The sequence below is a fragment of the Herbidospora galbida genome, from assembly GCF_005233835.1.
Lineage (GTDB): Bacteria > Actinomycetota > Actinomycetes > Streptosporangiales > Streptosporangiaceae > Herbidospora > Herbidospora galbida.
Map to the genome: position 1 here is coordinate 25,893 of NZ_SZQA01000034.1, position 21,882 is coordinate 47,774.

22 protein-coding genes and 1 pseudogene are annotated in these 21,882 nt (G+C 68.9%); 13 read left to right on the top strand and 10 right to left on the bottom strand.

Going from position 1 to position 21,882, the window contains the following annotated elements:
* Window positions 1-81: 81 nt before the first annotated feature.
* From FDA94_RS40710 to FDA94_RS29400, 4 genes and pseudogenes are all read left to right on the top strand, one after another.
* Entirely contained in the window at window positions 82-246 is a 165-nt protein-coding gene (locus FDA94_RS40710; RefSeq protein WP_246060215.1) for a LacI family DNA-binding transcriptional regulator, read from the top strand.
* Complete coding sequence (locus tag FDA94_RS29390) at window positions 243-1,670, top strand: rhamnulokinase (RefSeq protein WP_137250316.1); 1,428 nt, start codon at window positions 243-245, stop codon at window positions 1,668-1,670. The genes FDA94_RS40710 and FDA94_RS29390 overlap by 4 nt, the downstream gene beginning before the upstream one ends.
* Window positions 1,671-1,694: 24 nt before the next feature.
* Window positions 1,695-1,988, top strand: coding sequence for a hypothetical protein (locus FDA94_RS29395; protein WP_137250317.1), 294 nt, complete (start codon window positions 1,695-1,697; stop codon window positions 1,986-1,988).
* A 19-nt stretch (window positions 1,989-2,007) separates the two neighbouring features.
* Window positions 2,008-2,247 (top strand): annotated as a pseudogene (locus FDA94_RS29400) (hypothetical protein); the annotation flags it as partial.
* A gap of 222 nt (window positions 2,248-2,469) precedes the next feature.
* Here FDA94_RS29400 and FDA94_RS29405 read toward each other — a convergent pair.
* The gene (locus FDA94_RS29405; RefSeq protein ID WP_137250318.1) at window positions 2,470-4,107 is read right to left on the bottom strand and encodes an ABC-F family ATP-binding cassette domain-containing protein; all 1,638 of its coding nucleotides are present in this window, start codon (window positions 4,105-4,107) and stop codon (window positions 2,470-2,472) included.
* Between the two features lie 1,078 nt (window positions 4,108-5,185).
* Here FDA94_RS29405 and FDA94_RS29415 point away from each other — a divergent pair.
* Window positions 5,186-5,371 (top strand): hypothetical protein, encoded by a 186-nt coding sequence (locus FDA94_RS29415; RefSeq protein ID WP_137250319.1) that lies wholly within the window; start codon window positions 5,186-5,188, stop codon window positions 5,369-5,371.
* 84 nt (window positions 5,372-5,455) lie between these two features.
* On the opposite strand, the gene FDA94_RS29420 is transcribed toward FDA94_RS29415, so the two are convergent.
* The 4 genes from FDA94_RS29420 to FDA94_RS29435 all read right to left on the bottom strand — a co-directional run bounded on the left by FDA94_RS29420 (window position 5,456) and on the right by FDA94_RS29435 (window position 12,102).
* Window positions 5,456-6,346, bottom strand: coding sequence for a hypothetical protein (locus tag FDA94_RS29420; protein ID WP_137250320.1), 891 nt, complete (start codon window positions 6,344-6,346; stop codon window positions 5,456-5,458).
* A 149-nt stretch (window positions 6,347-6,495) separates the two neighbouring features.
* Window positions 6,496-6,639, bottom strand: coding sequence for a transposase (locus FDA94_RS29425; protein ID WP_212735562.1), 144 nt, complete (start codon window positions 6,637-6,639; stop codon window positions 6,496-6,498).
* 506 nt (window positions 6,640-7,145) lie between these two features.
* Window positions 7,146-11,633 (bottom strand): caspase, EACC1-associated type, encoded by a 4,488-nt coding sequence (locus tag FDA94_RS29430; protein ID WP_170991179.1) that lies wholly within the window; start codon window positions 11,631-11,633, stop codon window positions 7,146-7,148.
* 31 nt (window positions 11,634-11,664) lie between these two features.
* On the bottom strand, window positions 11,665-12,102 hold the full coding sequence (locus tag FDA94_RS29435; RefSeq protein ID WP_137250323.1) for an effector-associated constant component EACC1: 438 nt from the start codon (window positions 12,100-12,102) through the stop codon (window positions 11,665-11,667).
* A gap of 1,237 nt (window positions 12,103-13,339) precedes the next feature.
* On the opposite strand from FDA94_RS29435, the gene FDA94_RS29440 reads away from it, so the two are divergent.
* Together FDA94_RS29440 and FDA94_RS39515 are read left to right on the top strand one after the other, a co-directional pair.
* The gene (locus FDA94_RS29440; RefSeq protein ID WP_484083254.1) at window positions 13,340-14,011 is read left to right on the top strand and encodes a tyrosine-type recombinase/integrase; all 672 of its coding nucleotides are present in this window, start codon (window positions 13,340-13,342) and stop codon (window positions 14,009-14,011) included.
* Window positions 14,012-14,055: 44 nt separating this feature from the next.
* A complete protein-coding gene (locus FDA94_RS39515) occupies window positions 14,056-14,250 on the top strand; it encodes a tyrosine-type recombinase/integrase (protein ID WP_170991181.1) in 195 nt (64 codons plus the stop codon).
* 208 nt (window positions 14,251-14,458) lie between these two features.
* Here the strand turns inward: FDA94_RS39515 and FDA94_RS29450 are convergent, their stop codons facing one another.
* Both FDA94_RS29450 and FDA94_RS29455 read right to left on the bottom strand, forming a co-directional pair.
* On the bottom strand, window positions 14,459-14,890 hold the full coding sequence (locus FDA94_RS29450) for a type II toxin-antitoxin system PemK/MazF family toxin (RefSeq protein ID WP_137250326.1): 432 nt from the start codon (window positions 14,888-14,890) through the stop codon (window positions 14,459-14,461).
* Window positions 14,891-14,900: 10 nt separating this feature from the next.
* Window positions 14,901-15,398, bottom strand: coding sequence for a hypothetical protein (locus FDA94_RS29455; RefSeq protein ID WP_137250327.1), 498 nt, complete (start codon window positions 15,396-15,398; stop codon window positions 14,901-14,903).
* A gap of 81 nt (window positions 15,399-15,479) precedes the next feature.
* Here FDA94_RS29455 and FDA94_RS29460 point away from each other — a divergent pair, with 81 nt between their 5' ends.
* Genes FDA94_RS29460 through FDA94_RS29470 form a run of 3 tightly spaced genes read left to right on the top strand, consistent with a single transcriptional unit; the run spans window position 15,480 to window position 17,797 of the window.
* Window positions 15,480-16,571 (top strand): MBL fold metallo-hydrolase, encoded by a 1,092-nt coding sequence (locus FDA94_RS29460; RefSeq protein ID WP_137250328.1) that lies wholly within the window; start codon window positions 15,480-15,482, stop codon window positions 16,569-16,571.
* A gap of 40 nt (window positions 16,572-16,611) precedes the next feature.
* Entirely contained in the window at window positions 16,612-16,968 is a 357-nt protein-coding gene (locus tag FDA94_RS29465; protein ID WP_137250329.1) for an Lsr2 dimerization domain-containing protein, read from the top strand.
* A gap of 4 nt (window positions 16,969-16,972) precedes the next feature.
* Window positions 16,973-17,797 (top strand): PHP domain-containing protein, encoded by an 825-nt coding sequence (locus FDA94_RS29470; RefSeq protein WP_137250330.1) that lies wholly within the window; start codon window positions 16,973-16,975, stop codon window positions 17,795-17,797.
* On the opposite strand, the gene FDA94_RS29475 is transcribed toward FDA94_RS29470, so the two are convergent.
* The gene (locus FDA94_RS29475) at window positions 17,767-18,984 is read right to left on the bottom strand and encodes an FAD-dependent monooxygenase (RefSeq protein WP_137250331.1); all 1,218 of its coding nucleotides are present in this window, start codon (window positions 18,982-18,984) and stop codon (window positions 17,767-17,769) included. The two genes, FDA94_RS29470 and FDA94_RS29475, sit on opposite strands and share 31 nt — an antisense overlap.
* 73 nt (window positions 18,985-19,057) lie before the next feature.
* Here FDA94_RS29475 and FDA94_RS29480 point away from each other — a divergent pair, with 73 nt between their 5' ends.
* The 3 genes from FDA94_RS29480 (at window position 19,058) to FDA94_RS29485 (ending at window position 20,480) form a co-directional block, all read left to right on the top strand.
* Window positions 19,058-19,639 (top strand): TetR/AcrR family transcriptional regulator, encoded by a 582-nt coding sequence (locus tag FDA94_RS29480; RefSeq protein ID WP_137250332.1) that lies wholly within the window; start codon window positions 19,058-19,060, stop codon window positions 19,637-19,639.
* Window positions 19,640-19,746: 107 nt separating this feature from the next.
* On the top strand, window positions 19,747-19,899 hold the full coding sequence (locus FDA94_RS39520) for a hypothetical protein (RefSeq protein ID WP_170991182.1): 153 nt from the start codon (window positions 19,747-19,749) through the stop codon (window positions 19,897-19,899).
* 68 nt (window positions 19,900-19,967) lie between these two features.
* A complete protein-coding gene (locus FDA94_RS29485; RefSeq protein ID WP_137250333.1) occupies window positions 19,968-20,480 on the top strand; it encodes a hypothetical protein in 513 nt (170 codons plus the stop codon).
* On the opposite strand, the gene FDA94_RS29490 is transcribed toward FDA94_RS29485, so the two are convergent.
* Both FDA94_RS29490 and map read right to left on the bottom strand, forming a co-directional pair.
* The gene (locus tag FDA94_RS29490) at window positions 20,426-21,055 is read right to left on the bottom strand and encodes an alpha/beta hydrolase (RefSeq protein ID WP_246060216.1); all 630 of its coding nucleotides are present in this window, start codon (window positions 21,053-21,055) and stop codon (window positions 20,426-20,428) included. The two genes, FDA94_RS29485 and FDA94_RS29490, sit on opposite strands and share 55 nt — an antisense overlap.
* A gap of 37 nt (window positions 21,056-21,092) precedes the next feature.
* Window positions 21,093-21,860, bottom strand: a complete 768-nt coding sequence (gene map, locus FDA94_RS29495; protein WP_137250334.1) for a type I methionyl aminopeptidase — start codon at window positions 21,858-21,860, stop codon at window positions 21,093-21,095.
* Window positions 21,861-21,882: the final 22 nt, after the last annotated feature.

Below are 21,882 nucleotides of genomic sequence, written 5' to 3' on the forward strand. Positions count from 1 at the left end.
CACGGAGGTATTGACACGTTTCAATCGGGCGGCCACAGTGGGCGAGCATCGCCGCTCCGCTCCGTCCTTGTGAGGTCACCCGTGCCAAGATCCGCAATCGGTTCGCGTGACGTGACGGTCGGCGTCGAAGAGGTCGCGCACCGGGCCGGAGTCTCACCGGGGACCGTGTCCGACGTGCTGAACAGGCCCGCCGGGTCGCTGCTCGTCCAGCCGGAGCCGATCATCCGAGAGTCGACGGCGCGATGAGCGCCACCATCGCCGCGATCGACCTCGGCGCCTCCAGCGGTCGCGTCCTCACCGCTCGCGTCGGTGCGGACCGGCTGGACATCACCGGCATCCACCGGTTCCCGAACCGACCCGTCCGGCTGGCCGGAACCCTGCACTGGGACATCCTCGGCCTGTACGCCGACGTCCTCGACGGACTGCAGCGCGTCGACGCCCCCCGCCTGGACTCGCTGGGCATCGACTCCTGGGCCGTCGACTACGGACTGCTCGATCGCGACGGCCGGCTGATCGGCAATCCGGTCCACTACCGTGACGAACGCACGACCGCCGTCGTCGAACAGGTTCACCGCCGCGTCTCCCCGCAGCGTCTCTACCAGGTCACCGGCCTGCAGCACCTCCCCTTCAACACCCTCTACCAACTGGCCGCCGAGCCGTTCCTGGCCCAGGCCGCCACCCTCCTGCTCATCCCCGACCTGATCTCCTTCTGGCTGACCGGACAGCGCGGCGCAGAACAGACGAACGCCTCGACCACGGGCCTGTACGACGCCGGCCGCGGCACCTGGTCGGATGAACTGATCGAGGCGTTGTCGCTGCCGGCCGGGATCTTCCCCGGACTGCGCGCACCCGGCGCACCCGCCGGACGGCTCCTCCCCGATGCCGGGGCCTTCGGCGGCACCCCCGTCACCGCGGTGGCCTCCCACGACACCGCCTCCGCCATCGCCGCGGTACCCGCCACCGGCCCGGACTTCGCCTACATCTCCTGCGGCACCTGGTCTCTGGCCGGAGTGGAGACGACCGCGCCGATCCTCACCGAGGCCGGACGCGCCGCGAACTTCACCAACGAGACCGGCGTCGACGGGACCATCCGTTACCTGCGCAACGTCATGGGCCTGTGGCTGCTGTCGGAGTCGCTGCGCGCCTGGAAGGCCGAACCCGCCGACCTCGGCGCGCTCCTCGGCCATGCCGCCGACCTGCCCGCGCTGCGCAGCGTCGTCGACCCCAACGACCCCGCCTTCCTGCCTCCCGGTGACATGCCCGCCCGCATCGCCCGGCGCTGCGCGGAGACGGGTCAGCCCGTTCCCGGCACCAGGGCGGAGGTCGTCCGCTGTGTGATGGACAGCCTCGCCCTCGGCCACCGCGCCGCGATCCGCCAGGCCCTCGCGCTGTCCGGGCAACGGGCCGACGTCGTCCACATCGTCGGAGGCGGCGCCCAGAACGCGCTCCTCTGCCAGCTCACCGCCGACGCCACGGGCATCCCCGTCGTGGCCGGGCCGGTCGAGGCGACGGCGCTGGGAAACATCGGCGTCCAAGCCCGATCCCTCGGTCTCATCCCCGGCCTGCCCTCCCTCCGATCTCTCGTCTCGGCGACGCAACCACTTCTCCACTACGAACCACGGGGTTCCGCGGCCTCCTGGAACGAAGCCGCCGACCGTCTCCCGACCTGACTTTCGGTGATGACTGGACGCCGAATGGCGCTTTGGCGTGCCCTCGGGCTGGACGACGTGCAGCCCGTCCTCAGCCGGCAGTGCTCCGAGACCTCGCAGGCTCGGTCGCACGCCTGCCACGTCTGGACGCCGAGCAGGAGTCGGCCTGGTCGGCGCCGGCCAAATGGACCGTGGGACTACCCCGATCGCACCGAGAACCAGCCGCTGCCGATCTTCGCGCGCCGGTTCCGGATCCCGAAGGGCAAGAAGGTGGCCGACGCGCGCCTCTACCTGTCGGGGTCGGCCTGCACCACACCACGATCAACCGGCGGGAACTGACCGACGATACGTCCTGCGCATGGGCGAAAACCGAAAGTATCCCAGCGATCTGTCCGATGCCCGATGGCAACTCTTCGAACCCGTCCTCGCCGCGTGGCGCGACGATGAGGTCTTCACCCAGCTCGGCGGCCTGCTGCGCCGCCTGGTCCGCACCGCCGAAGGCCGCGACGCCGAGCCCTCCGCCTGCATCATCGACGCCCAGAGCGTGAAGACCTCCACCGACGTCCCGGCCACCGACCAGGGCGTGGACGCCGCCAAGCCCTGCTGAGAAGGCGGAGCGGCATCGGGCGCGGCGATTGGTGGCGTGGAGAAGTGACCGGCCCACTGAGCAGGGAAACCCAATCCGGATCCGATCATCGATCAAGAGCGGATTGCGAGTTTGACTATCCGCCGGGGAGGCTGGCTCGGCGGAGTCCGCCACGAGTACTCACATGCGGATTGACCTGCACGGATGGAATTTTTGGCAGGCAAAGTGTCGTACTCAGATCTCCGTGACCCGCCCTGCACTGACCCGCAGGCGACGGCTCACCTGCACCGCCTCGAGCATGCGCCGATCGTGCGTGACCAGCAGCAGCGTGCCTGGATAGTGCGCGAGCGCCGACTCCAGCTGCTCGATCGCGGGTAGGTCGAGATGGTTGGTCGGCTCGTCGAGCACGAGCAGGTTGACGCCCCGGGCCTGCAGCAACGCCAGAGCTGCCCGGGTCCGCTCGCCAGGCGACAGAGTCGCGGCCGGGCGCATCACGTGTGCGGCCTTCAACCCGAACTTGGCCAGCAGCGTACGCACCTCGGCAGGCGGCATCGGCGAGACCAGCGCCCCGAAGGCGTCCAGCAACGGTTCGCCTCCCAGGAAGAGTCCCCGTGCCTGGTCCACCTCTCCGACCACCACGCCGGGGCCGAGCGAGGACTGCCCTTCCTCAAGCGGGAGCCGGCCGAGCAACGCGGCCAGCAACGTGGACTTACCTGTGCCGTTGGCCCCGGTGATGGCCACCCGCTCGGCCCAGCCGATCTCCAGATCGACAGGACCGAGTCTGAGGGAGCCGCGGCGGGCCACCGCCCCGCGCAGGGTGGCGACGACCGCTCCGGCGCGGGGCGCGGCGGCGATCTCCATCCGCAGCTCCCACTCCTTGCGCGGTTCCTCCGCCACCTCGAGTCGCTCGATCAGCCTTTCCGTCTGCCGGGCCTTGGCGGCCTGCTTCTCGGTCGTCTCGCCCCGGACGTTCCGCCCGATCTTGTCGTTGTCGCTCATCTTGCGGCGCGCGTTCTTGACGCCCTTTTCCATCCACGCGCGCTGGGTACGGGCGCGGAGCTCAAGCTGGGCGCGGGTCTCGGCGTACTGGTCGTATTGCTGTCTGGCGTGCGTCCGCGCGACCTCACGCTCGGCCAGGTAGGCCTGGTAGCCGCCGCCGTACAGCCGAACCTGCTGTTGGGCCAGGTCGAGCTCGAGCACGCTGGTGACGGTCCTGGCGAGGAACTCGCGGTCGTGGCTGACCAGGACCGTGCCCGGGCGCAGACCGGTCACGAACTTCTCCAGCCGGTCGAGCCCGTCGAGGTCGAGGTCGTTGGTCGGCTCGTCGAGCAGGAAAAGGTCATAGCGGCTCAGAAGCAACGAGGCAAGCCCCGCACGGGCCGCCTGGCCTCCGGACAACGAGGTCATCGGCTGGTCGAGGCCGATCGTGAGGCCCAGGTCGGCGGCCACCTGGGCGGCGCGCTCGTCGAGGTCCGCGCCACCCAGCGAGAGCCAGCGTTCCAGGCCCGTGCTGTAGGCGTCCTCGGCGCCCGGCAGACCCTCCACCAGTGCCTGCGTGGCGGCGTCGAGGTCGCGCTGTGCCTGGGCGACGCCGGTACGCCGAGCCAGGAACAGGCGGACGGTCTCGCCTGGCCTGCGCTCCGGCTCCTGGGGCAGGTGGCCGACGACCGCCGTGGCCGGGGTGAGGCTGATGCCGCCCTGCTCCGGCGCGTCGAGGCCGGCGAGCAGGCGCAGCAGCGTCGACTTGCCCGCGCCGTTGACCCCGACGAGCCCGATGACGTCGCCAGGGGCGACCACGAGGTCGAGCCCCGAGAACAGGACCCGCTCCCCGTGCCCGGCCGCGAGATCCTTCACGACGATTGTTGCGCTCATGTCCTGAACGATGGTAGCCGCCATCTCGCGCGCCACCTATCGGTTACCACCGCAGTGGCCGCCCTGGGCAGCGACTCCACTGACCAGCCCACCTCACCCAACCCCAGCGACGAAAGCGATATCAGGCAGGCCGGAGATGAACTCATCGGCCAGGGCCGCCTTCGCCGCCGCGAAGTCAGGATGGCTGGACGGCGTCGAAGAGGGCGAGGGGTTCGGCGGGTTCGGGCTCATGAGGCGTTATAGACCGACCGTCGTGATCTTCGCCCACCGGCCGGCCCGTGCCCACATCTGTTCCTCGAAGGCGAGACGACCTCGTCCAGATCGCCAGGACCGGAGGCTGTGGCAAGGGACTCGGCGTCCCATCGCTCACGAGACCGTCGGCCACCTGAACCTCCACATGACCGGGCTACACCCACTGACCTCGATCAGGTCCGTCTGCAGCGTCGGCCGGTATTTGGTGGCCTGATCAACCAGTACCGGCGGGCCCGCATAGATGAAGTGGAGATAATCACAAGTCAGAGGCCATCTCCGGGTTTTCGCACCACACATGCAGTGAGGCCATCGTCCAAGGCGAAGTGCGCAGTTCCTCCGAGCGAAGCGAGTTCGATCCGAACGAAGCGAGGCCTTGCCTGGGAGTGCGAGGGGCGGAGCCCTTCGCCAGGAGCGAGAGCGACCCGGAGCGTAGCGACGCCGGGCCGCAATAGCGGCCAGGGGGAGCGTGAGGGGGCGAATGCCCCCTGACAGCGGGGGGTTCGGGGGGTTGTCCCCCGTAGAAAGAGGAACGGCTTGTGACAGCCGCCCGAAGGGCGTCAACCACAAGCCGTGACGGGAGTGGGGCGCCTGGGATTCGAACCCTGAACCTACGGATTAAAAGTTCGAGGCATTACTGTCGCCCAATGCCGCAGAATGTCAATTTCTATTGGACCGCCCGGATTTGCCATTGTCGAATTGCGCCCTGATGATGCGCGGTGGCGCTCCGTATCGCGTACCAATGAGCAACCACCGAGCAACCATCAGCTACCCCGTTCGGCTTTACCAAAATCCAATCGCGTACTCCCGAGGTCCATTCTAAGCCAAAGTGCCCGAGCTGCCCGGGGCATTGGGGCTAATCTTCGAGCCGGAAGTCCAGACTTGCCTTTGGCGTTTGCTGGGCGTCGTCGGCGCCGCCGAATGGCGTGTCGGCGCCGAACATTATGCGGTCGAGGCCAAGTACGTCGACGGCCTGCCTGAGCATGTGGTGGCTGAAAGACGTCGCCGGTTGTGACGTTGAGGGTGGCGGTGATGTGGCCCAGGCACCGGGATCTCGACGGATGCGCTCCAGCCGGGCATGTAGCTCCACTTTGTGGGGTCAGATTCCTGCGGGCAAGGTGATTTCATCCAGCCGTCGCTCCACCAGGGCTCCGTCCGGGCTAGGCAGTGCGAAGCGGTATTCGTCGATGGACTCGTCGATGATTTCCGGCGCGTTCGCGAGGAGATCGAGCAATGCCTGCAGGCGGGGAAACGGCGCTTGCTTGACGCGGTTGATGACCCCGGGTTCGCGTAGAGCCAGTAGCGCCCAAGAGGCAAAACGTACCCCAGCCTCGTAATGGGCTCGCTCGGTGTCCTCTATGCGATCCGCGTTACGGATCTCATCTACGTAGGTGTCGGCCACCGCCGTGTAGGTGAGCAGCAGATCCCCGCGCGGCACCACGAGCTGTGCTCTCGCCGGCAGTCGATCTTGTTGCGGGTCGATTGGCTGACTGCCCGCCGCCAGCCGGCCAATGACTGGCCCTACCCGCAGCTTGGCGATCTGGGGATACTGTTCGACGGTGGCATCGACGAGGCGTCCCGCGCCTGGCAGGTAAAGGACCACGTGGCCGATGAAGTTGTCGTTCTCCCAGTGCGGCTGGGCTGCCCCGTAGACAGTGACCCGGCCGGTGGCGTCGGTGACCGTCAGCTTCACCGGCTGTAGTTCCGCCGTGATGCCGAGCTGCCGGTAGGCGTGCCGGAGGGTCAGGCAGGCATCAAGGCAGATGTTTCCGCGATGTCCGTGTGCTTTGCTCAGCCACAGCATCGGCAGCAACATCACCACCCGGGTGTCTGCCGGGATCCCATCGGCGACCAGAAGCTGGCCGAGCTGACCGTCGTCGGACCGCAGCCGTCCAGGAGTAAATCGACTGCCCCCCGCGCCGGATGCAGCATTGCCCGCGCGTTTGGGAGTGCGTGTGGTCTTGCCCTTACGTCCTCTGGACTTCGGCATGCCATGACGGTAACTCGCAGGAGCGGCAAATTGACTAGGCCGACTGGTCGGGCATGGCGCGCCAGGGCGTGCGGAAACTCTGGCCAAGGTGGAAGGGGGAATTTGCTGGTCAGCCCCCCGCAGGCGTCCCAGCGCGGGCCGCATCACTATCAAACAGCCCCCACCGTGGTTTCGGTCAGCTCGAAGTCCTTGGCCACCTGCCCGACCGAACGTTCACCCCGGCGGCACAGCTCGACGATCTCGGCTTTAAACCCTGGGGTGAATGACGGGCGTGGACGTCTCTTCTTGCCCATGGTCTCCATGATGGACGCCTTTCCGGGGACGGACCCTCTGAGGCTGACGGGTTGAGCCATCGGCTCAACCAGGGCGGCTGTTGAGATCTGTGACGCGCCGGGCTTGAGGCGAAGCCAAAGGCCCGAGCGAAGCGAGGCCTGTCGAAGGAGTGCGAGGGACGGAGAGCTCTTCGCGCAGCGAAGCGACCTTGAGCGACGCAGGGACCACGAAGCGGACCGGGGGAGCGTGAGGGGGCGCAGCCCCCTGACAGCGGGGGTCCGGGGGCGTCCCCCCGTAGCTCAGCGGTTGGCGCATTACCTGAGCGGTCAAGGCGCTCTGCTCGGTGAACCGGAGGGGCTGGCCGCGCCCGCCTGCGCAGAGGTAGCTACCGAGCCGCGTAACTGACCCTATGAAACGCCAGATCAGGTCGCGTGTAGGAATTTTGAAGCGGTACACGCTTGAACTGGACGAATGGAATTTTCGGCAGGGACAGATTTGCGGCGTGAATGGGCGATAATTCAGGGTTTTACTGTGGGCAGATTTCGTGATGGGGGATGGCGGGGAGGTAACGAGTCCATTCGTCTTTTGTCAGGCCGTGACCGGTGATGGCGCAGGCGCTGTCGAGGGGGCGCGAGAGCGCGGTGAAATCCCATAAGGTCACCGATCCTGAATACTGGGGACCATCAGTAAAGAGGGACCAATAATCGCTGGTCAGAGCGCGCAGCCCGGCTGAATCCAGGGAGACTTCGTACGGCGAGTCCCAGGTTTCGGGCACTGGCAGCGGAAGCGCTTGTGGCGTCGTCGGATCGGAGATGTCCCAGAGTGCCACGCGATGAGACCTGCTGCTGGTCAGCAGCTTGGTGCCGTCAGAGTTGAGGACCGCGTCCCAGACGTCGCCCCGAGTCGTGCGCAATGAGCTCGACGTCGGTGCGGCCGGATCGGTCAGGTCCCAGAACTTCGCGTTGGCGGGGGCGAAGCTGAAGGCACGGCGGCCGTCTGGACTCAACCGGAACTGCTCGGCTGCCTCCACCGGATGTGCGCGAGGGTGTCCCGAAACCTCGAGCACCCAAAGCATGGCGCCCTTGCGCCCACCGGTCACCGCGCGGCTCCCGTCCTCGCTGAGTTCCAGTATCCGCGGATGGCTGCCCGGCAGCGGTGACAGCCGGGGACTCACCGGATCGGTCAGGTCGATCACCATAGCCTGTTCGCCCACCGCCACAAGGGCACGATCACCTCGAACGCTGATCCTGTTGGCCGATCTCTCGGCACTGCCACCTTGATGCGGCAAGAGGATGGGGTGGGATCGCGGAACAGCCGGATCGGTCAGGTCCCAGAGGATCAGCTCGATCTTCTGCTGGTCTAGGCAGGGATACCCACACTCCTCCCCCTGCGGCACCGCACTTTCGATGAGGGCGGCGGTGCCATCACCGCTCAGTGCCACTTGGAAGCTCGTGTCCTTAGTCATGGGAATGACGACATGTGGGCGAGGCCGTGATCCGACGAGATTCCAGAGGGTGACTGCGTAGTCCGGGAAGGCATTTTCCTCGACAGTCCTGCCTATGGTGATGGCACGCGTACCGTCGGCACTGATCTCAACGTCAAAGACGGTTCCCATGCTCTTCCGCACGGGCAGCGGGATAGGGGTGACCGAGGGCTTCTCGATTTCCCACATGTTCGCTGTGTCGCCGTAACCGCCGACGAGCACACGTCTGCCGTTTTCACTTAGGCTGCTCACTTGTGACGGGTCCACGCCCTCAGGGAGCGGAACCCCCAGAGGAACCTCAGGATTGGTCAGATCCCACAGGTGCAAGGAACCGGTGGATCCATCGTGTTTGAATTTCGCAGTCATGGCGAGCGTGCCGTCTGAGTTCAGCTGGATCCAAGCATGTTCCTCGGGGGCTATCGACGTCGGGAGGAGGTGATGACGCGGCTTGGCAAAATTCCGCAGGTTCCAGAGCAGGATGGTCCCGCTTCCAGCTCCAGGACGGTAGCTGTCGGCTACGAGAAGATAGGAGGCGTTCGCGCTGAAGTCTGTCGCCAACGTTCCAGCTTCCCGGCTGATTTGCAGTAGATGCTTTCGGGGGCGGCTCGGATCGGCGAGATCCCAGACCACTAGGTCATTGGCTCCCTTCGGCGTGATCTCCCGGCTCGTCACGGCCCGCTGGCCGTCGGGGCTCAACTCGATCGCGGAGACGCGGCGCGAACCGGCTTCCCGAAGCAGCGAATGTCGACGAGGACGCGCCGGATCTGTCATGTCCCAGAGGGCGACGGTGGACAGGCCTGCCACCAGCGCCCGGTTTCCATCCGCGCTCAGCGAGATGCTCGCCACCGTTTCGACTGACAGGGGATAGGCGCGTGGGTGTTGAGGGTCGTTCAGATCCCAATAGGTGAGGGGACCCGGATCGGCCCAGTTACCAGTCAGCGCGCTGCGACCGTCGCCGCTCAGCTTCGCTCGATACTGCCCGCTGGAGTCGGCCGATTCCTGGAGTGGATAGGCACGCGGCCGAGTGAGGTCGGTCAGATCCCAGTACGTCAGGGCGGTGTTAACACCATCGGAGTTGCTGGCCGGAATGGTCTGTGCACCCAGTGCGTGTGTCCCTGTGGCGTCGAGCGAGAGTTCGTACCCGGCACCCAGGTCTGCGGACAATCGGTGAGAGCGGATCCTCCTGGAGTCAGAGAGATCCCAGACGAGCACTTCGCCGTCCTGATTCGTCAACGCGCGATACCCATCCTCACTTACCACCGCTCCGTGCGGGTTGAAGCCTTTGACCGTGGTGATCGGCATGGCGTGCAGGTAGAGCAGGTTTCTCATCAGAGCGGCCCGCGCCTCTTCGTCCGAAGGCTGCAGGGCATGCGCCGTGGCCGTGAAACGCAGCGCCAGGCCACGGTCTCTGTCGCCCACTGCCAGCGCCTCGCCGAGCAGGCTGCGCGCACTGGCGGTCAGCGCCGCGTCGTTGGCAGCTTGCAATTGGACCAGCCCGAAGCCGCCGGCCGCGGCCGTCGTCAGCAGCAGCACCCCGAGCACGGCCGCGAGAAGGTTGCGGCGTCGCAACCTTCGGATGGTTGCGCGCTGTTGGGCGAGGTCGTGGTCGATGCTGGCGCCCAGGAACAGGCGGGCCAGCGGGTCCAGGGCCGCCGACGCCCCCGCCGTCTGCCGGGCCAGGGCCAGGCGGGCACCCCGGTAGAGGCCGCCCGGGTCGCGGTTCTCGGCGTCCCAGTGGCGGGCCGCCTCGGTGAGCTGCTGTTCGACCAGGAGGCTGGTGCGATCGGCGTCCAACCAGTCGCGCAGTTGCGGCCACGACCGGATCAGAATCTCGTGAGCGATCTCCACCCCGTCCCGGTCGGCGGTCACCAGGCGGGCGGCGACGAAGCGGTCGAGAACGGCGCGTGTCGAATCGTCAAGGGCGGTGAGTGGCAGGCGGCGGCGGGTGTCGGGGGCGCCCTCGCCGAGGCGGACCAGCCGGACGAGCAGGCGCCGGGCGATCGTGCGGTCGGTGAGGTCGAGGTCGTTCAGGGTCCGGTCGGCGGTCTGGGCGACCGCGTGGGCGACGCCGCCCGCCGCGCGGTAGCCCGTCAGTGTCAGGGTGCCGTTCTCCCGGTCCTGCCAGGTCGCCAGGAGGGCGTGCGAGAGCAGGGGCAAGGCCACGCCGGTGCTGAAGTCCTCGAGTAGCAGGTCGACGAGGCCTTCCTGCAGGTGGAGTCCGGCCAGGTGGGCGGGTTTCTCGATGGCGTCGCGGAGCTGGTTGGCCGTCATCGGGCTGACCACGACCGGGCGCCGCAGCGCGGGGACCAGCTCGGGGTGGGCCGCGCAGTGACCGAAGAAGTCGGCCCGCACGCCGATCACGACGACCACGTTGGGTGTCCCCGCGAGGGCGCCGAGGTCGCAGATGAACTCCGCGCGTCGCGCTTCCACGTCGGTCACGAAGATCTGCTCGAACTGGTCGACGACGACCACGACGGGTCGGCCTTCGGATGGGTGTACCGAAGACAGATCGAGGTCCCGGGCCGGGGAGAGCGTGACGACCTCGGCCAGGTGGCGCAGCGCCGGGACGAGACCGGCGTGCAGGAGCGATGACTTGCCCACTCCCGACGGGCCGACGACGATCAGAGGCTCGGTTCCGGGCAGCGCCTCGGCCACGCGGTCGAGCAGGTCGTTGGTGAGGGACTCGCGGCCGAAGAAGACGTCGGCGTCACGTGGGCCGAACGGCGCCAAACCCCGGTAGGGGCTGAACATCCCGTCTGCAAGCTCGCTGCAACATCGGGAGGGATCCGACGCCGCGTCGGGGGAAAGGCTGGACGCCCCGCTCGAGAAGCTGCGACGGCGGGCGGGGTTCGGGGCGAAGGGGCGGCGGTCGGCGTAGTCAGTCGACAGCCGGCGCGGGGCGGTCGCGAGGCGCCCGCTCATCGAGCGGAACACGTCGTCCAGGGTGAAAACGTGAGGTGCGGCCGGGTCGCCTGTCGTGAGGACCTCGATGAGCGCGCCTGTGAATGTGGTGTACGGATCGCCCTCTCGTGCCCAGGCCGCCTGGTCGCGGTCGGCCGCCGCCAGCAGGAACATGCCCTGGTCGGCCGTCTCGACGACGACGTCGGGCAAGCCACCGCCTGCTCGTCCGGACGAGCAGCAGTCGAGGACCACGACGCGCAGCGGCGCCGGGCATTCCGCCAGCGCCTCCCTGACGACTGAGAAAGGCAGCGCCTGGTGCGCGGCGATCCCGGCAGTCAGGTCACGGGTCGCGTTCGTGGCCAGGTAGAGCTCCCGGTCGGCGCCGACGAGGCCGTGCCCGACGAAGTAGAGGACGAACACGTCCCGGGCCGCCGCTGCGTTCCGGACGAGCACCTCGCCGAACACGCGCGGGTCGGCCGGGTCTGCGAGCACCTCAAGCCCGGCAGGATCGAGCCCGGCCCGCTCGACGAGACAGCGGCCCAGGTCGGCGACCGTGCGCGGCACCGCGGGGATGTCGGCTATCCGCGACCCGGCGGCGTGCGTGCCCGAACCGACGACGAGCACCCGCACGCCGGGTGCGGCCAGCAGTAGTCGGGGCTCGTTAGGCGCCACCGGCGGTCTCGCCTCGCTCGATCGCAGGGGCGGCCGACTCTGGTATGGCATTCGTCGCGTCCGGCTCGCCTCGCTCGATCGTCGCCGCCACGCGTGCAGTCAGCTCTCGGAGCGCGGCCGGGTCGAGGTCTCGGACGCCCTTGGCGCTCATCTCGATCCGGGTCTCGGCGTCGCTTCTGGTGACGCTGATGGTCACCTCCCCGCGCCGGGTCCGGAGCCATGCGATGATCACCCCGGCCAGGGTGGCCGCCCCTCCCCCGGCGCCCAGCGTCATGTGGAGGCCGTCGATCACGGGGCCTAGCGCGCCCGGTTTCGGGTCCGATTCGACAATTCGCACATCGCCTCGGAAGTCCACACGCAACGTTAAATATAGTTCACGAAGGGCATCCGCCGTATTGCGGCCGTCGGCCCGGAGGAAAACCTCCATTGGAGACTCCACTTCGAATGAGGGAAAGGCGGGCTAACCGAAAGTTCACCGCATCTCGGTCGCCCCGGAGGCAGAATTCATGATTTATCTCGAAATGTTAGGCGCCTGACACCGATCATGGTGAGTAGTCATGACCGCAGCGCTGGAGCTGGACGCGCTCAGTAAACGGTGCAGTCCGAAGATTGCGGTCGACCATCTGACGCTTTCTGCACCACCCGGATCTCTTAGGGCCGTGCGGGGAAGACCACCTCGTGGTCAATGGCGGTCGGCCTGTTACGGGCTGACGGCGGCCACGCCCGCTTTTCGCGGACCCTGGCCGTGTGCGAGATCTTCGTCGAGGCCGTCTCGATGCGATGAAACCGTGACGCCCCAGCCAAGCACCACGTCCACCTCGCCGACTACCGGCTGGGCCTGCAGGACGGCGCGCTTCTGGCGATCGCCGAGGGAGTGTGGACTCTGCCACGCGGAGCGCGCCGACCTCACTGTTGCTAGCAACACTGTTGCTAGCAACCGCGGTGCCGCACACATGCTCAACGTCATCGCAAGGGGCAGAAGAAGCGGATGGTAGCCGCCATCTCACGCGCCACCAATCGGTTACCACCGCAGTGACGCCCTAGGCAGCGACTCCACTGACCAGCCCACCACATCCAATCCCAGCGACGAAAGCAATATCAGGCAGGCCGGAGATGAACTCATCGGTCGGGGCCGCCTTCGCCGCCGCGAAGTCAGGATGGCTGAACGGCGCTCATTGACGAGATCCTCGCCGAGGCCGGCATCCAGACTGTGCTCACTGGTATCCGGATGCCGCGGATGAACGCGATCATGGAAAGGTGGGTGCGGTCCTACCGCCGCGAACTACTCGACCGCCGTCTGCTGTGGAACGAACGCCATCTCCATCACTCCCTGCGCGAGGTTGCTTGGGTGATTGATGCCGTCACGATCGCCGGATTTCTGTTTCTCCGTTTGAGGAGGAAGGCGATGGCGATGGGTGAGAGTCATCCGGTGATCTACAAGCGGTGCGGTTGCACCGGGCGGAGCGGGTGTCCCCGGCTGGCCGAGGAGGGGCATGGCTCGTGGTACTTCGCCGTGCAGGTTCAGGGCCTGTCCGGGCAGCGGGAGCGCATGCGGCGGGGACATCGGGGCGGCATGCACCGTGGCGCAGTGGCTCCGGTACTGGCTGGCTACGGATCAGGGCATCCGGCCGAGGACACGTCAGGGGTACGCGGATCATGTCCGTTTGCACCTGCTCCCGGCGCTGGGGCGGATCAGGCTGGCGGAGCTGTCCTTCCGCGATGTGCGGCGGATGTTCATGGCGTTGGCCGGGCGCCGGAACCGGTATGGCAGACCGTTGGCGGCGGCGTCGCTGGAGCGGATCCGTGCCACGCTGCGGGCGGCGCTGAACGAGGCCGTCCGGGAAGGACTGATCGACACCAATCCAGCTCGTGGGCTGCGGCTGCCTGCCGCGCCTCGTCCGAGGGCGCAGGTGTGGACCGATCGGCGGGTGGCGGTGTGGAGGGCGACCGGTGAGAGGCCGACCGTGGCGGTCTGGACGGTGCCCCGGCTGGTGGACTTCTTGGACAGCGTCCGCGGCGACGCCTTGTTCCCGCTGTGGTGGCTGGCGGCGCTGCGTGGGCTTCGCCGGGGGGAACTCGCCGGCCTGCGCTGGGTCGATCTCAGCCTGGAGACCGCCGAACTCGCCGTCGTCCGGCAACTGGTGCAGGTCGGTGGAAGGCTCGTGTCCTTCCCGCCGAAGAGCCAGGCCAGCAGGCGCACGGTCGCGCTCGATCCGCAAACGGTCCGGCTACTGCGCCGCCACGAACGCGAGCAGCGAACGGAGGGAAGGTTCTGGGACGGGAGGGCGCAGGTCTTCACTCGGATGGACGGCAGCCCGGTGGCGCCGACTACCTGACCTACCGGTTCCATAAGCTGGTTCGAGAGAGCGGGCTGCCACCGGTGCGGCTGCATGACCTGCGGCACGGCGCCGTGACGATGGCGCTGGCCGCGCACGTGGATCTGCCGGTGATCCAGGACCAGGTGGGGCACGCCAGCATCGTGCTGACCGCCGACACCTACACCTCGGTGTTGCCGGAGCTGCAACATGAGGCCGCCAGGGCGACGGCGCGTCTGGTGATGTCGGCGGCCCGCTGAGCTGCCCGGAAGGTGCGGCGGGGGAGGTGCGGGTGGATGACCCAGGTATGACCCAGCCGTGTCCCAGGCCATGATCGGGGGATCTTGGATCTGAGAGGATGCGCAGGTCAGAGTGGTGGGGCGCCAGGGAATCGAACCCTGAACCTACACCGCTGTGGCCAAGATTGTCGGTCGCGCGGAAAGAAGGCCCAGCCCCAGGGCGGGCGGGTCAGCCGTCGGCGGCCCAGCTCCACGTCTTCTTCAGCACCGCCGCGACCCGCGCGAAACGCATCGGGTCCAGCACCGCCCCCTCGCGCCGGATGTCGTCCTCGTCCATCTCGAAGACGCGGTCGAGGCGGAGAAAGGACGGCCGCGGATCGCCGCCCCACACGCCCAGCGGCAGCCAGTCGGGAGAGTCGTCGCCCCTGCTGGAGAGCATCATGCCGAGCAGCCGGCGCCCGTGGCGGCCGACGACGAGAAGGGGGCGGTCCTTGCCCCGGGACGGGTCCTCCTCATAGGGGACCCACGTCCAGACGACCTCGCCCGGGTCGGCCATGCCGTCGAGGTCGGGCGAGTATTCCATGCGGGCCGCCCGGTCGATCCGGTGGACCTCGCGGACGGCGCCCCGCGACGGGCGCGGGTCAGCTCCATGATCACGCACGATAGGCACCCTATCGTGCGGTCTTCACCCAGTATGGGTTGTCATAGAGGACAGCTCCGGCATCGTCCACAAGCTGTTCGGGTGCGGAGATCAGGGCGACCTCGCCCTCCTGCTGGAGCTGCAGCAGGATGTCCCGCACCCTCGGGCCGACCGGCAAGCGGCCCGGTGGCAGGTTGAGGCGTTCGCGCACCAGGTCGGCGAGTTCGGACAGGCGGAACGGGCGGGTCGGCAGCAGGGCCAGGACCACCCGGACGGGGATGGCGGTCTCGGCTTCGGCGTGGGCCAGCTCCCACACGAGCTGCGGGCCCCGGCGGCCGGTTCCGGCGCAGGACAGGCAGCGTCGCCGCCAGCCGGGGTAGGGCTCCTCTTCGAGGGTGCCGAAGCAGGCCGTACAGAGATTGGCCTCGGAGGCGTGGAGTTCGGCCGACACCTGGTCGGGCAGGTCGGCCCCGCAACTGCACGCGTAGGGCGCGGTCGACATGATGTGGCGGGATTTTTCCTGGTTCATCTCTTGGCACTGTAGCCACTCGTGCCGCGACACGGCGTCTCTCCGAGGAGCTGATCAAGGGGCTGTGACACCATTCCACGTATGCGAAAAACCGGATGGCTTGTCGCGGGGGCACTGGCCGCTGGAGTCGCGTGGAAGCTGCGCGACGTCCCCGAGGCGATGGGCGCGACCCCCACCGGCGTGCGCGCCGATCGGGTCCGCCGTTCCCCGCAGTTCCGCGGCACCGCGTTCGCCAACTCGGCGCCCGCCGTCGTCACCCCGCGCGAGGAGACCGCCAAGATCCTCCGCGACCTCCTGTTCGGCCGTGAGCAGCGCCGCCCGCGCGGCGTCATCCCCGTGTTCACGCCGGCGTCCGACCCGATCAGCGACCTCGACATCGTCTGGTACGGCCACGCGACCGTGCTGGCCGAGATCGAGGGCCGCCGGGTCCTGTTCGATCCCGTGTGGAGCGATCGATGCTCGCCGGTGCCGTTCGCCGGGCCCCGGCGCAACCACGAGCCGCCGCTGCCGCTCGACATGCTGCCCCGGCTCGACGCCATCGTGATCTCCCACGACCACTACGACCACCTCGACATGCGGACCGTCCAGGCCCTCACCGGCTACCAGGACGCGCCCTTCGTCGTCCCCCTCGGCGTCGGCGCCCACCTGGAGCGGTGGGGCGTGCCCGAGTCGCGGATCGTCGAGCTCGACTGGAACGAGAGCGTCACCGTCAGGGGCCTCACCCTCACGGTCACCGAGGCCCGCCACTTCTCCGGCCGCTCCTTCACCCGCAACACCACCCTGTGGGGCTCGTGGGTGGTGGCCGGCGAACGCCGCAAGGTCTTCTACACCGGCGACTCCGGCTACTTCGAGGGGTACGCCGAGATCGGCCGCCGCCACGGCCCGTTCGACGTGGCGCTGGTGCAGATCGGGGCCTACAGCCCGAGCTGGCCCGACATCCACATGACGCCCGAGGAGGCGGTCCGGGCCCACCTCGACCTGAACGCCGGGCTGCTGGTGCCGGTCCACTGGTGCACCTTCACGCTGGCCTTCCACTCGTGGGCCGAGCCGGTCGACCGGTTGTGGCGGGAGGCGAAGGGCCGGGGCGTCCACCTGGCCGTGCCCAAGCCGGGCGAGCGGTTCGCGGTCGACGAGCCTCCGCTTGTGGACGGGTGGTGGCAGCAGATCGAATAGGCTGTCGGCTTCCGTAATCGAAGACCGGGGGAGTAGCCACGTGGCCGAGAAGGTCGTCCTGATCGATGATCTCGACGCGTCCGAAGGGGAAGACGTCTCGCGGCGGGAGTTCCGCCTGCTCGACAAGCTGTTCGCGATCGACCTGTCGGAGGCCAACAACGAACGCCTCGCCGAGGCCGTCGGCCTGATCGAGCTGGCGATCGAGAAGGGGCGCGAGGTCAAGCAGGCGGGGCGGGGCCGCAAGCCGGCCGAGCCGAGCAAGCTCCAGGGCTTCACCAACACCGACGTCCGCGACTGGGCCAAGGCCCAGGGCATCGAGGTCCCGGCGCGCGGGAAACTGCCCGAAGACGTGATCGACGCCTTCGTGGCGGCGCAGCGGGAGCCCGTGGAATCCTGATCGGGTGCGGATCGACCTCCACAGCCACAGCACCGCCTCCGACGGGACCGAACGCCCCGCAGAGGTGGTGTGGCGCGCCCGTGAGGCCGGTCTCGACGTGCTGGCCCTCACCGACCACGACGGGGTCGGCGGCCACGCCGAGGCCCTGGCGAACCTGCCCGACGGCCTGACCCTGGTGCCCGGCATGGAGCTGTCGTGCCGCCGCGACGGGATGAGCATCCACATGCTCGCCTACCTGTTCGACCCCGACCACCCGGGCCTGGCCCGGGAGACCGCACTGATCCGCGAGGCCAGAGACGGCCGGGCCGCCGAGATGGTGGCCCGGCTGATCGATCTCGGCGTCCCGATCACGCTGGAGATGGTCGAGCGCATCGCGGGCGGCGGCGTCATCGGCCGTCCCCACGTGGCGCGGGCGATGCTCGCCGTGGGCGCCGTCGCCGACATCGAAGAGGCCTTCTCCAACCGCTGGATCGGGTCGGGAGGGCGCGCTCACGTGGCCCGTTACGCCCTCGATCCGGTCCGCGCCGTCGAGCTGACGCGCGCCGCCGGAGGCGTGGCGGTGCTGGCCCACCCCAGGTCGGCCAAGCGCGGCCGGGTGGTGCCCGACGCGTGGATCGCCGACATGGCCGCGGCCGGGCTGACCGGCATCGAGGTCGACCACCGCGACCACACCACGACGGCCCGCGAGGAGCTGCGCGGCCTGGCCAAAGACCTCGGGCTGGTCGTGACGGGGTCGAGCGACGACCACGGGGCGCTGACCGGTCACCGCCTGGGCTGCGAGACCACCGCGCCCGAGGCCTACGAGGCGCTGCTCGACGCCCGGCCGTAGTCCTTCAGGGTGATCGCGGTCGCGGCCTTGCGGATCGGCTCGGTGACCCGCCTGATCATGCCGTTCCGCCCCGGCAGGTGGGGCATCAGGCGCAGCAGGAACATCTGGAACCTGATCTGCGCCGCCGACTTCAGCACCATCCCCTTGAGGTTGGCGGCGGCGAGCTTCTGGTTCTCCTGGACGAAGTGCCGCAGGTCATCCTCGTAGGCGGCGAAGGCGGCCCGGTGGTCTCCGCCCGAGGCGGCGAGCGAACCCGCCAGGACGTACGCGCCGACCAGCGCCAGGCTGGTGCCCTGGCCCGAGGCGGGGGAGGGGCCGTAGGCGGCGTCGCCGACCAGGACCACCCGGCCGGACGACCAGCGGTCCATGTGCACCTGGCTGATCGAGTCGAAGTAGAAGTCGGGCGCCTCCGCCGTGGCGTCCAGGAGCCGGGGGACCTCCCAGCCCTGGCCGGCGAACACCTCGGCGAGCAGTCTGCGCTGCCCGGCGAGGTCCCGGCGGTCATAGGGGAGCGGGGGCGCGGCGAAGAGGAACATCGCCTTGGCGTCGGCGGTGCGCGCGGTGGCGTACATCCCCGCGCTGCGGCCCGGCGCGGGGTGCATCACCTCGGTGCGGTCGAGGTCGAGGTGGTTCGGCACGGTGCAGATCGAGATGTAGTGCCCCAGGTCGTGGACGTAGGACGACTCCGCGCCGAAGGCGAGCGCCCGGACGGTGGAGTGCAGGCCGTCGGCGCCGACCACGAGGTCGAACGTGCGCGGAGGGCCGTTCTCGAAGGTGACCCGCACGCCGTCGGCGGTCTCCTCCAGCGCGGTGACGGAGTCGTCGAAGAGGTATTCGACGTCGTCCTTGGTGGCGTCGTGGAGGATCCGGGCCAGGTCGCCGCGCATGATCTCGACGTCGTCGCCTTCGCGGCCCCCGAACAGTTGCGCGCTCATGGTGGCCAGTTGCCTGCCGGTCGCGTCCACGAACCGCGCGATCCGCATGTCGGTGCCGTTGCGCGCGACCTCCTCGCGCAGCCCCATGCGGTCGACGACCTCGAGCGCCGCCCCCCGGACGTCGATCTTGTAGCCGCCGGTCCGTAACGCGGGGGCGCGCTCCACGACGGTCGGGTTGAACCCGTGCCTGCGCAACCAGAAGGCCAGCGCCGGCCCGGCGACGCCGCCGCCGGAGATGAGGATGTTCGTCATGCCGTCGACTGTACAAACGTCTCAGTCGCCTGTCTAGAACGATTGTGCAAGACGTTTGTGCTATGGTCCGGGCATGGGAAATCGGGAAGACCTGCTCGCCGGAGCGAAGCTGTGCTTGATGGAGAAGGGCTACGCGGGCACCACTTCCCGCAACATCGCCGAGGCGGCCGGCACCAGCCTCGCCGCCATCGGCTACCACTTCAGATCGACGAAGGCGCTGCTCAACGAGGCCCTCATCGAGGCGATGGACGACTGGGGCAAGGAGATCGAGCGGGCCCTGGCCACCGAGGCGCCGCCCGGCACGACGCCGCTGCAGCGCTTCGAGGCGATCTGGACGCAGATCATCGAGTCGTACGTCCGGCTCCGCCCCCTGTGGGCCATCCAGTTCGAGCTCATCGCGCAGATGGACAGGCTGCCGGAGGTGCGCGAGGCCTTCGCCAACGCGAACCGGCAGGCCCGGCTGGGGCTGGCGGCGCTCTTCGAGAACCTCGACCCTGAGGTCGACGAGCGGAAGGCGATGGCCGTGGGGGCCTTCTACCAGGCGCTGCTCGGCGGGCTGGCGACCCAGTGGCTGGTCGACCCGGACAGCGCGCCCTCCGCCCAGGACCTCGTCGAGGCGCTGCAGACGATCACGATGGGGCGGGCCACGGCCTGACGAGGCCGCCAAGAAAGATCGCCGCAGAGTGATCAACCCGCCGATGTGGGGGCAGTGCGGAAGTTCCTGACCGACCCGCACGTGGTCTCTATTCGGAGGTGCCCGACATGGCCTTGTTCGAGCTGATTTGCTACCTGATCGCGTTCGTCCTGTTCGTCCTGGCCACGCTCAACGTCGGCGCCCGCTTCAACCTGGTGGCGGCCGGGCTGGCGGCGGCGATCCTGCCGACCCTGGTCGCCGCGTTCAACGCACTGAACTGAGCCCGGCTCCCGCAAGGTGACACTCCCGCCGCCTTCGACGGTGAACTGTCACCGCTACGATTCCCCGCGTGCTGACCCGAATCCTTCGCCCGTGGTCCCTGGTGGCGCTGGTCGCCGCCGTCGTGCCGATCGGGGTGCTGGCCCACAGCGAGGGAGTCGGGTCCGTTCCGCCGATGCCCGTCGGCATGGCCGGCACCGCCTTCCCGGGCGCCGGCCACCGCGGACTGCTCTATCCGGTGGACGTCTTCGTGATCGGCGTCATGCCGCTGCTGGTGGCGGTGGCCCTGCTGGCGACGTCGCGGATCCCGGGCATCGTGGTCGGGGTCGTCTGCGGGCTGCTGGGGTTCTTCCATCTCGTGGAGCTCGTGGACTCGCTGCCGTCCACCATCTCCGTGATCGGTCTGCCCGTCGACGAGACGGCGGGCAGCCGGCCGGACCACTACCTCGGCACCCGCCCCGACGGCGCGTACTGGGGGCTGGCCGTTCTCGCCTACGGGCTCGTCGTGAGCGCCTTCCTGCGGCCCGATCACCGACCGGGCAGGAAGGAGAGGACGAAGTCCGACGAGAGGTCGTGCCAGTAGCCGGGGTTGCGCAGCATCCCGTGGTTCTCCCCGGGCACGTCGACCACCCGGACGTCTCTCGTCACCTCCCGGGCCCGGTCGGCGTAGTAGTGAGTGGCCCTGGGAGAGGTCATGCGGTCGTCGGTGCCGTGGGCCAGCAGCAGCCGCCGATCTCTCAGCTGCTCCACCGGCTCGCCCTTGGGCAGCCAGGGCGCCAGCGCCGCGACGCCCTTCACGTTCGGGTGCCCGGCGGCGCGCAGCGCCGTCCGTCCGCCCATCGAGTGGCCGACCATGACGACCGGGACGTCGATCCCGTGCGCGAGCCGCACCCGCTCCAGGATCCGTTCGACGTCGGCGACGGGTGAGGCGGCCGGGCCGTTCCAGCCGCGGACCCGGTAACGCACCCGCCAGACCGCGACTCCGCGCCGTGCCCCGGCGTTCCGGATCGCCCAGGCGAACGGCACCATCCGCAGGACGGCGGGCTGCCACGCGCTCGTGGGGCCCGGCCCGACCTCCCGGCCGCCGTGCAGCACCAGCGTGACGAGCCGGGTCGCGCCCCGGGCGGGATGGATCGTCGTGTACGGCATGCTCTCCATGACATCTCATTCGGAGCGGTGGCCGGAACGGACGGGTCTAGGGAAGGGTCAGCACCCGGGGGCCGTCGTCGGTGATCGCGACGGAGTGCTCGACGTGCACGGCCCGGCTGCCGTCGACGGTGTGCAGGGCCCAGCCGTCGCGCGCGGTGCGGTAGCGGTCCTTGCCCCCGGCCATGAACATCGGTTCGAGCGCGAGGGTCATGCCGGCCTTCAGCACCAGCCCCCGGCCGGGCCGACCCTCGTTGGCGACGTGCGGGTCCTCGTGCATGTGCCGGCCGATGCCGTGGCCGCCGAAGTCGCGCGGGATGCCGTATCCGGCGGCCCGTCCGACGGCGCTGATCGCCGCGCCGATGTCGCCCAGCCGGTTCCCGGGGACGGCGGCGGCGATGGCCGCCTCCAGGGCCTTCTCGGCGGTGGCGACGAGCCGCTGGTCCGCCGGGTCGCCGGGGCCGACGATCACGGTGAACGCCGAGTCGCCCGCCCAGCCGTTCAGGTAGGCGCCGCAGTCGATGCTGACCACGTCGCCCTGGCGCACGCGGTAGTCGTCGGGGATGCCGTGCACGATCACGTCGTTGACCGAGGCGCAGATGACGGCGGGGAAGGGGGTCGGCGCGAAGCCGGGCTGGTAGTGCAGGAAGGCGGGCTTGGCGCCGCTCTCCCGGATGACGGTGGCGGCGATCTCGTCGAGCTCGACGAGCCGCACGCCGGGTCTGATCGCCTCACGTACGGCCTGCAGCGCCCTGCCCACCACCCGGCCGGCCTCGCGCATGGCGTCCAGTTCGGCGGGGGTCTTGATCTCAACCATGGTCTGCTCCCGTGGATCCAAT

What these genes read in the sequence shown, in the direction of transcription:
- FDA94_RS29390 (WP_137250316.1), top strand. Translation starts at nt 243, where the DNA reads ATGAGCGCCACCATCGCCGCGATCGACCTCGGCGCCTCCAGCGGTCGC.
- FDA94_RS29395 (WP_137250317.1), top strand. Translation starts at nt 1,695, where the DNA reads ATGGCGCTTTGGCGTGCCCTCGGGCTGGACGACGTGCAGCCCGTCCTC.
- FDA94_RS29405 (WP_137250318.1), bottom strand. Translation starts at nt 4,107, where the DNA reads ATGAGCGCAACAATCGTCGTGAAGGATCTCGCGGCCGGGCACGGGGAG.
- FDA94_RS29420 (WP_137250320.1), bottom strand. Translation starts at nt 6,346, where the DNA reads ATGCCGAAGTCCAGAGGACGTAAGGGCAAGACCACACGCACTCCCAAA.
- FDA94_RS29425 (WP_212735562.1), bottom strand. Translation starts at nt 6,639, where the DNA reads ATGGGCAAGAAGAGACGTCCACGCCCGTCATTCACCCCAGGGTTTAAA.
- FDA94_RS29435 (WP_137250323.1), bottom strand. Translation starts at nt 12,102, where the DNA reads ATGGAGGTTTTCCTCCGGGCCGACGGCCGCAATACGGCGGATGCCCTT.
- FDA94_RS29455 (WP_137250327.1), bottom strand. Translation starts at nt 15,398, where the DNA reads ATGAACCAGGAAAAATCCCGCCACATCATGTCGACCGCGCCCTACGCG.
- FDA94_RS29460 (WP_137250328.1), top strand. Translation starts at nt 15,480, where the DNA reads ATGCGAAAAACCGGATGGCTTGTCGCGGGGGCACTGGCCGCTGGAGTC.
- FDA94_RS29475 (WP_137250331.1), bottom strand. Translation starts at nt 18,984, where the DNA reads ATGACGAACATCCTCATCTCCGGCGGCGGCGTCGCCGGGCCGGCGCTG.
- FDA94_RS29480 (WP_137250332.1), top strand. Translation starts at nt 19,058, where the DNA reads ATGGGAAATCGGGAAGACCTGCTCGCCGGAGCGAAGCTGTGCTTGATG.
- FDA94_RS39520 (WP_170991182.1), top strand. Translation starts at nt 19,747, where the DNA reads ATGGCCTTGTTCGAGCTGATTTGCTACCTGATCGCGTTCGTCCTGTTC.
- FDA94_RS29490 (WP_246060216.1), bottom strand. Translation starts at nt 21,055, where the DNA reads ATGGAGAGCATGCCGTACACGACGATCCATCCCGCCCGGGGCGCGACC.
- map (WP_137250334.1), bottom strand. Translation starts at nt 21,860, where the DNA reads ATGGTTGAGATCAAGACCCCCGCCGAACTGGACGCCATGCGCGAGGCC.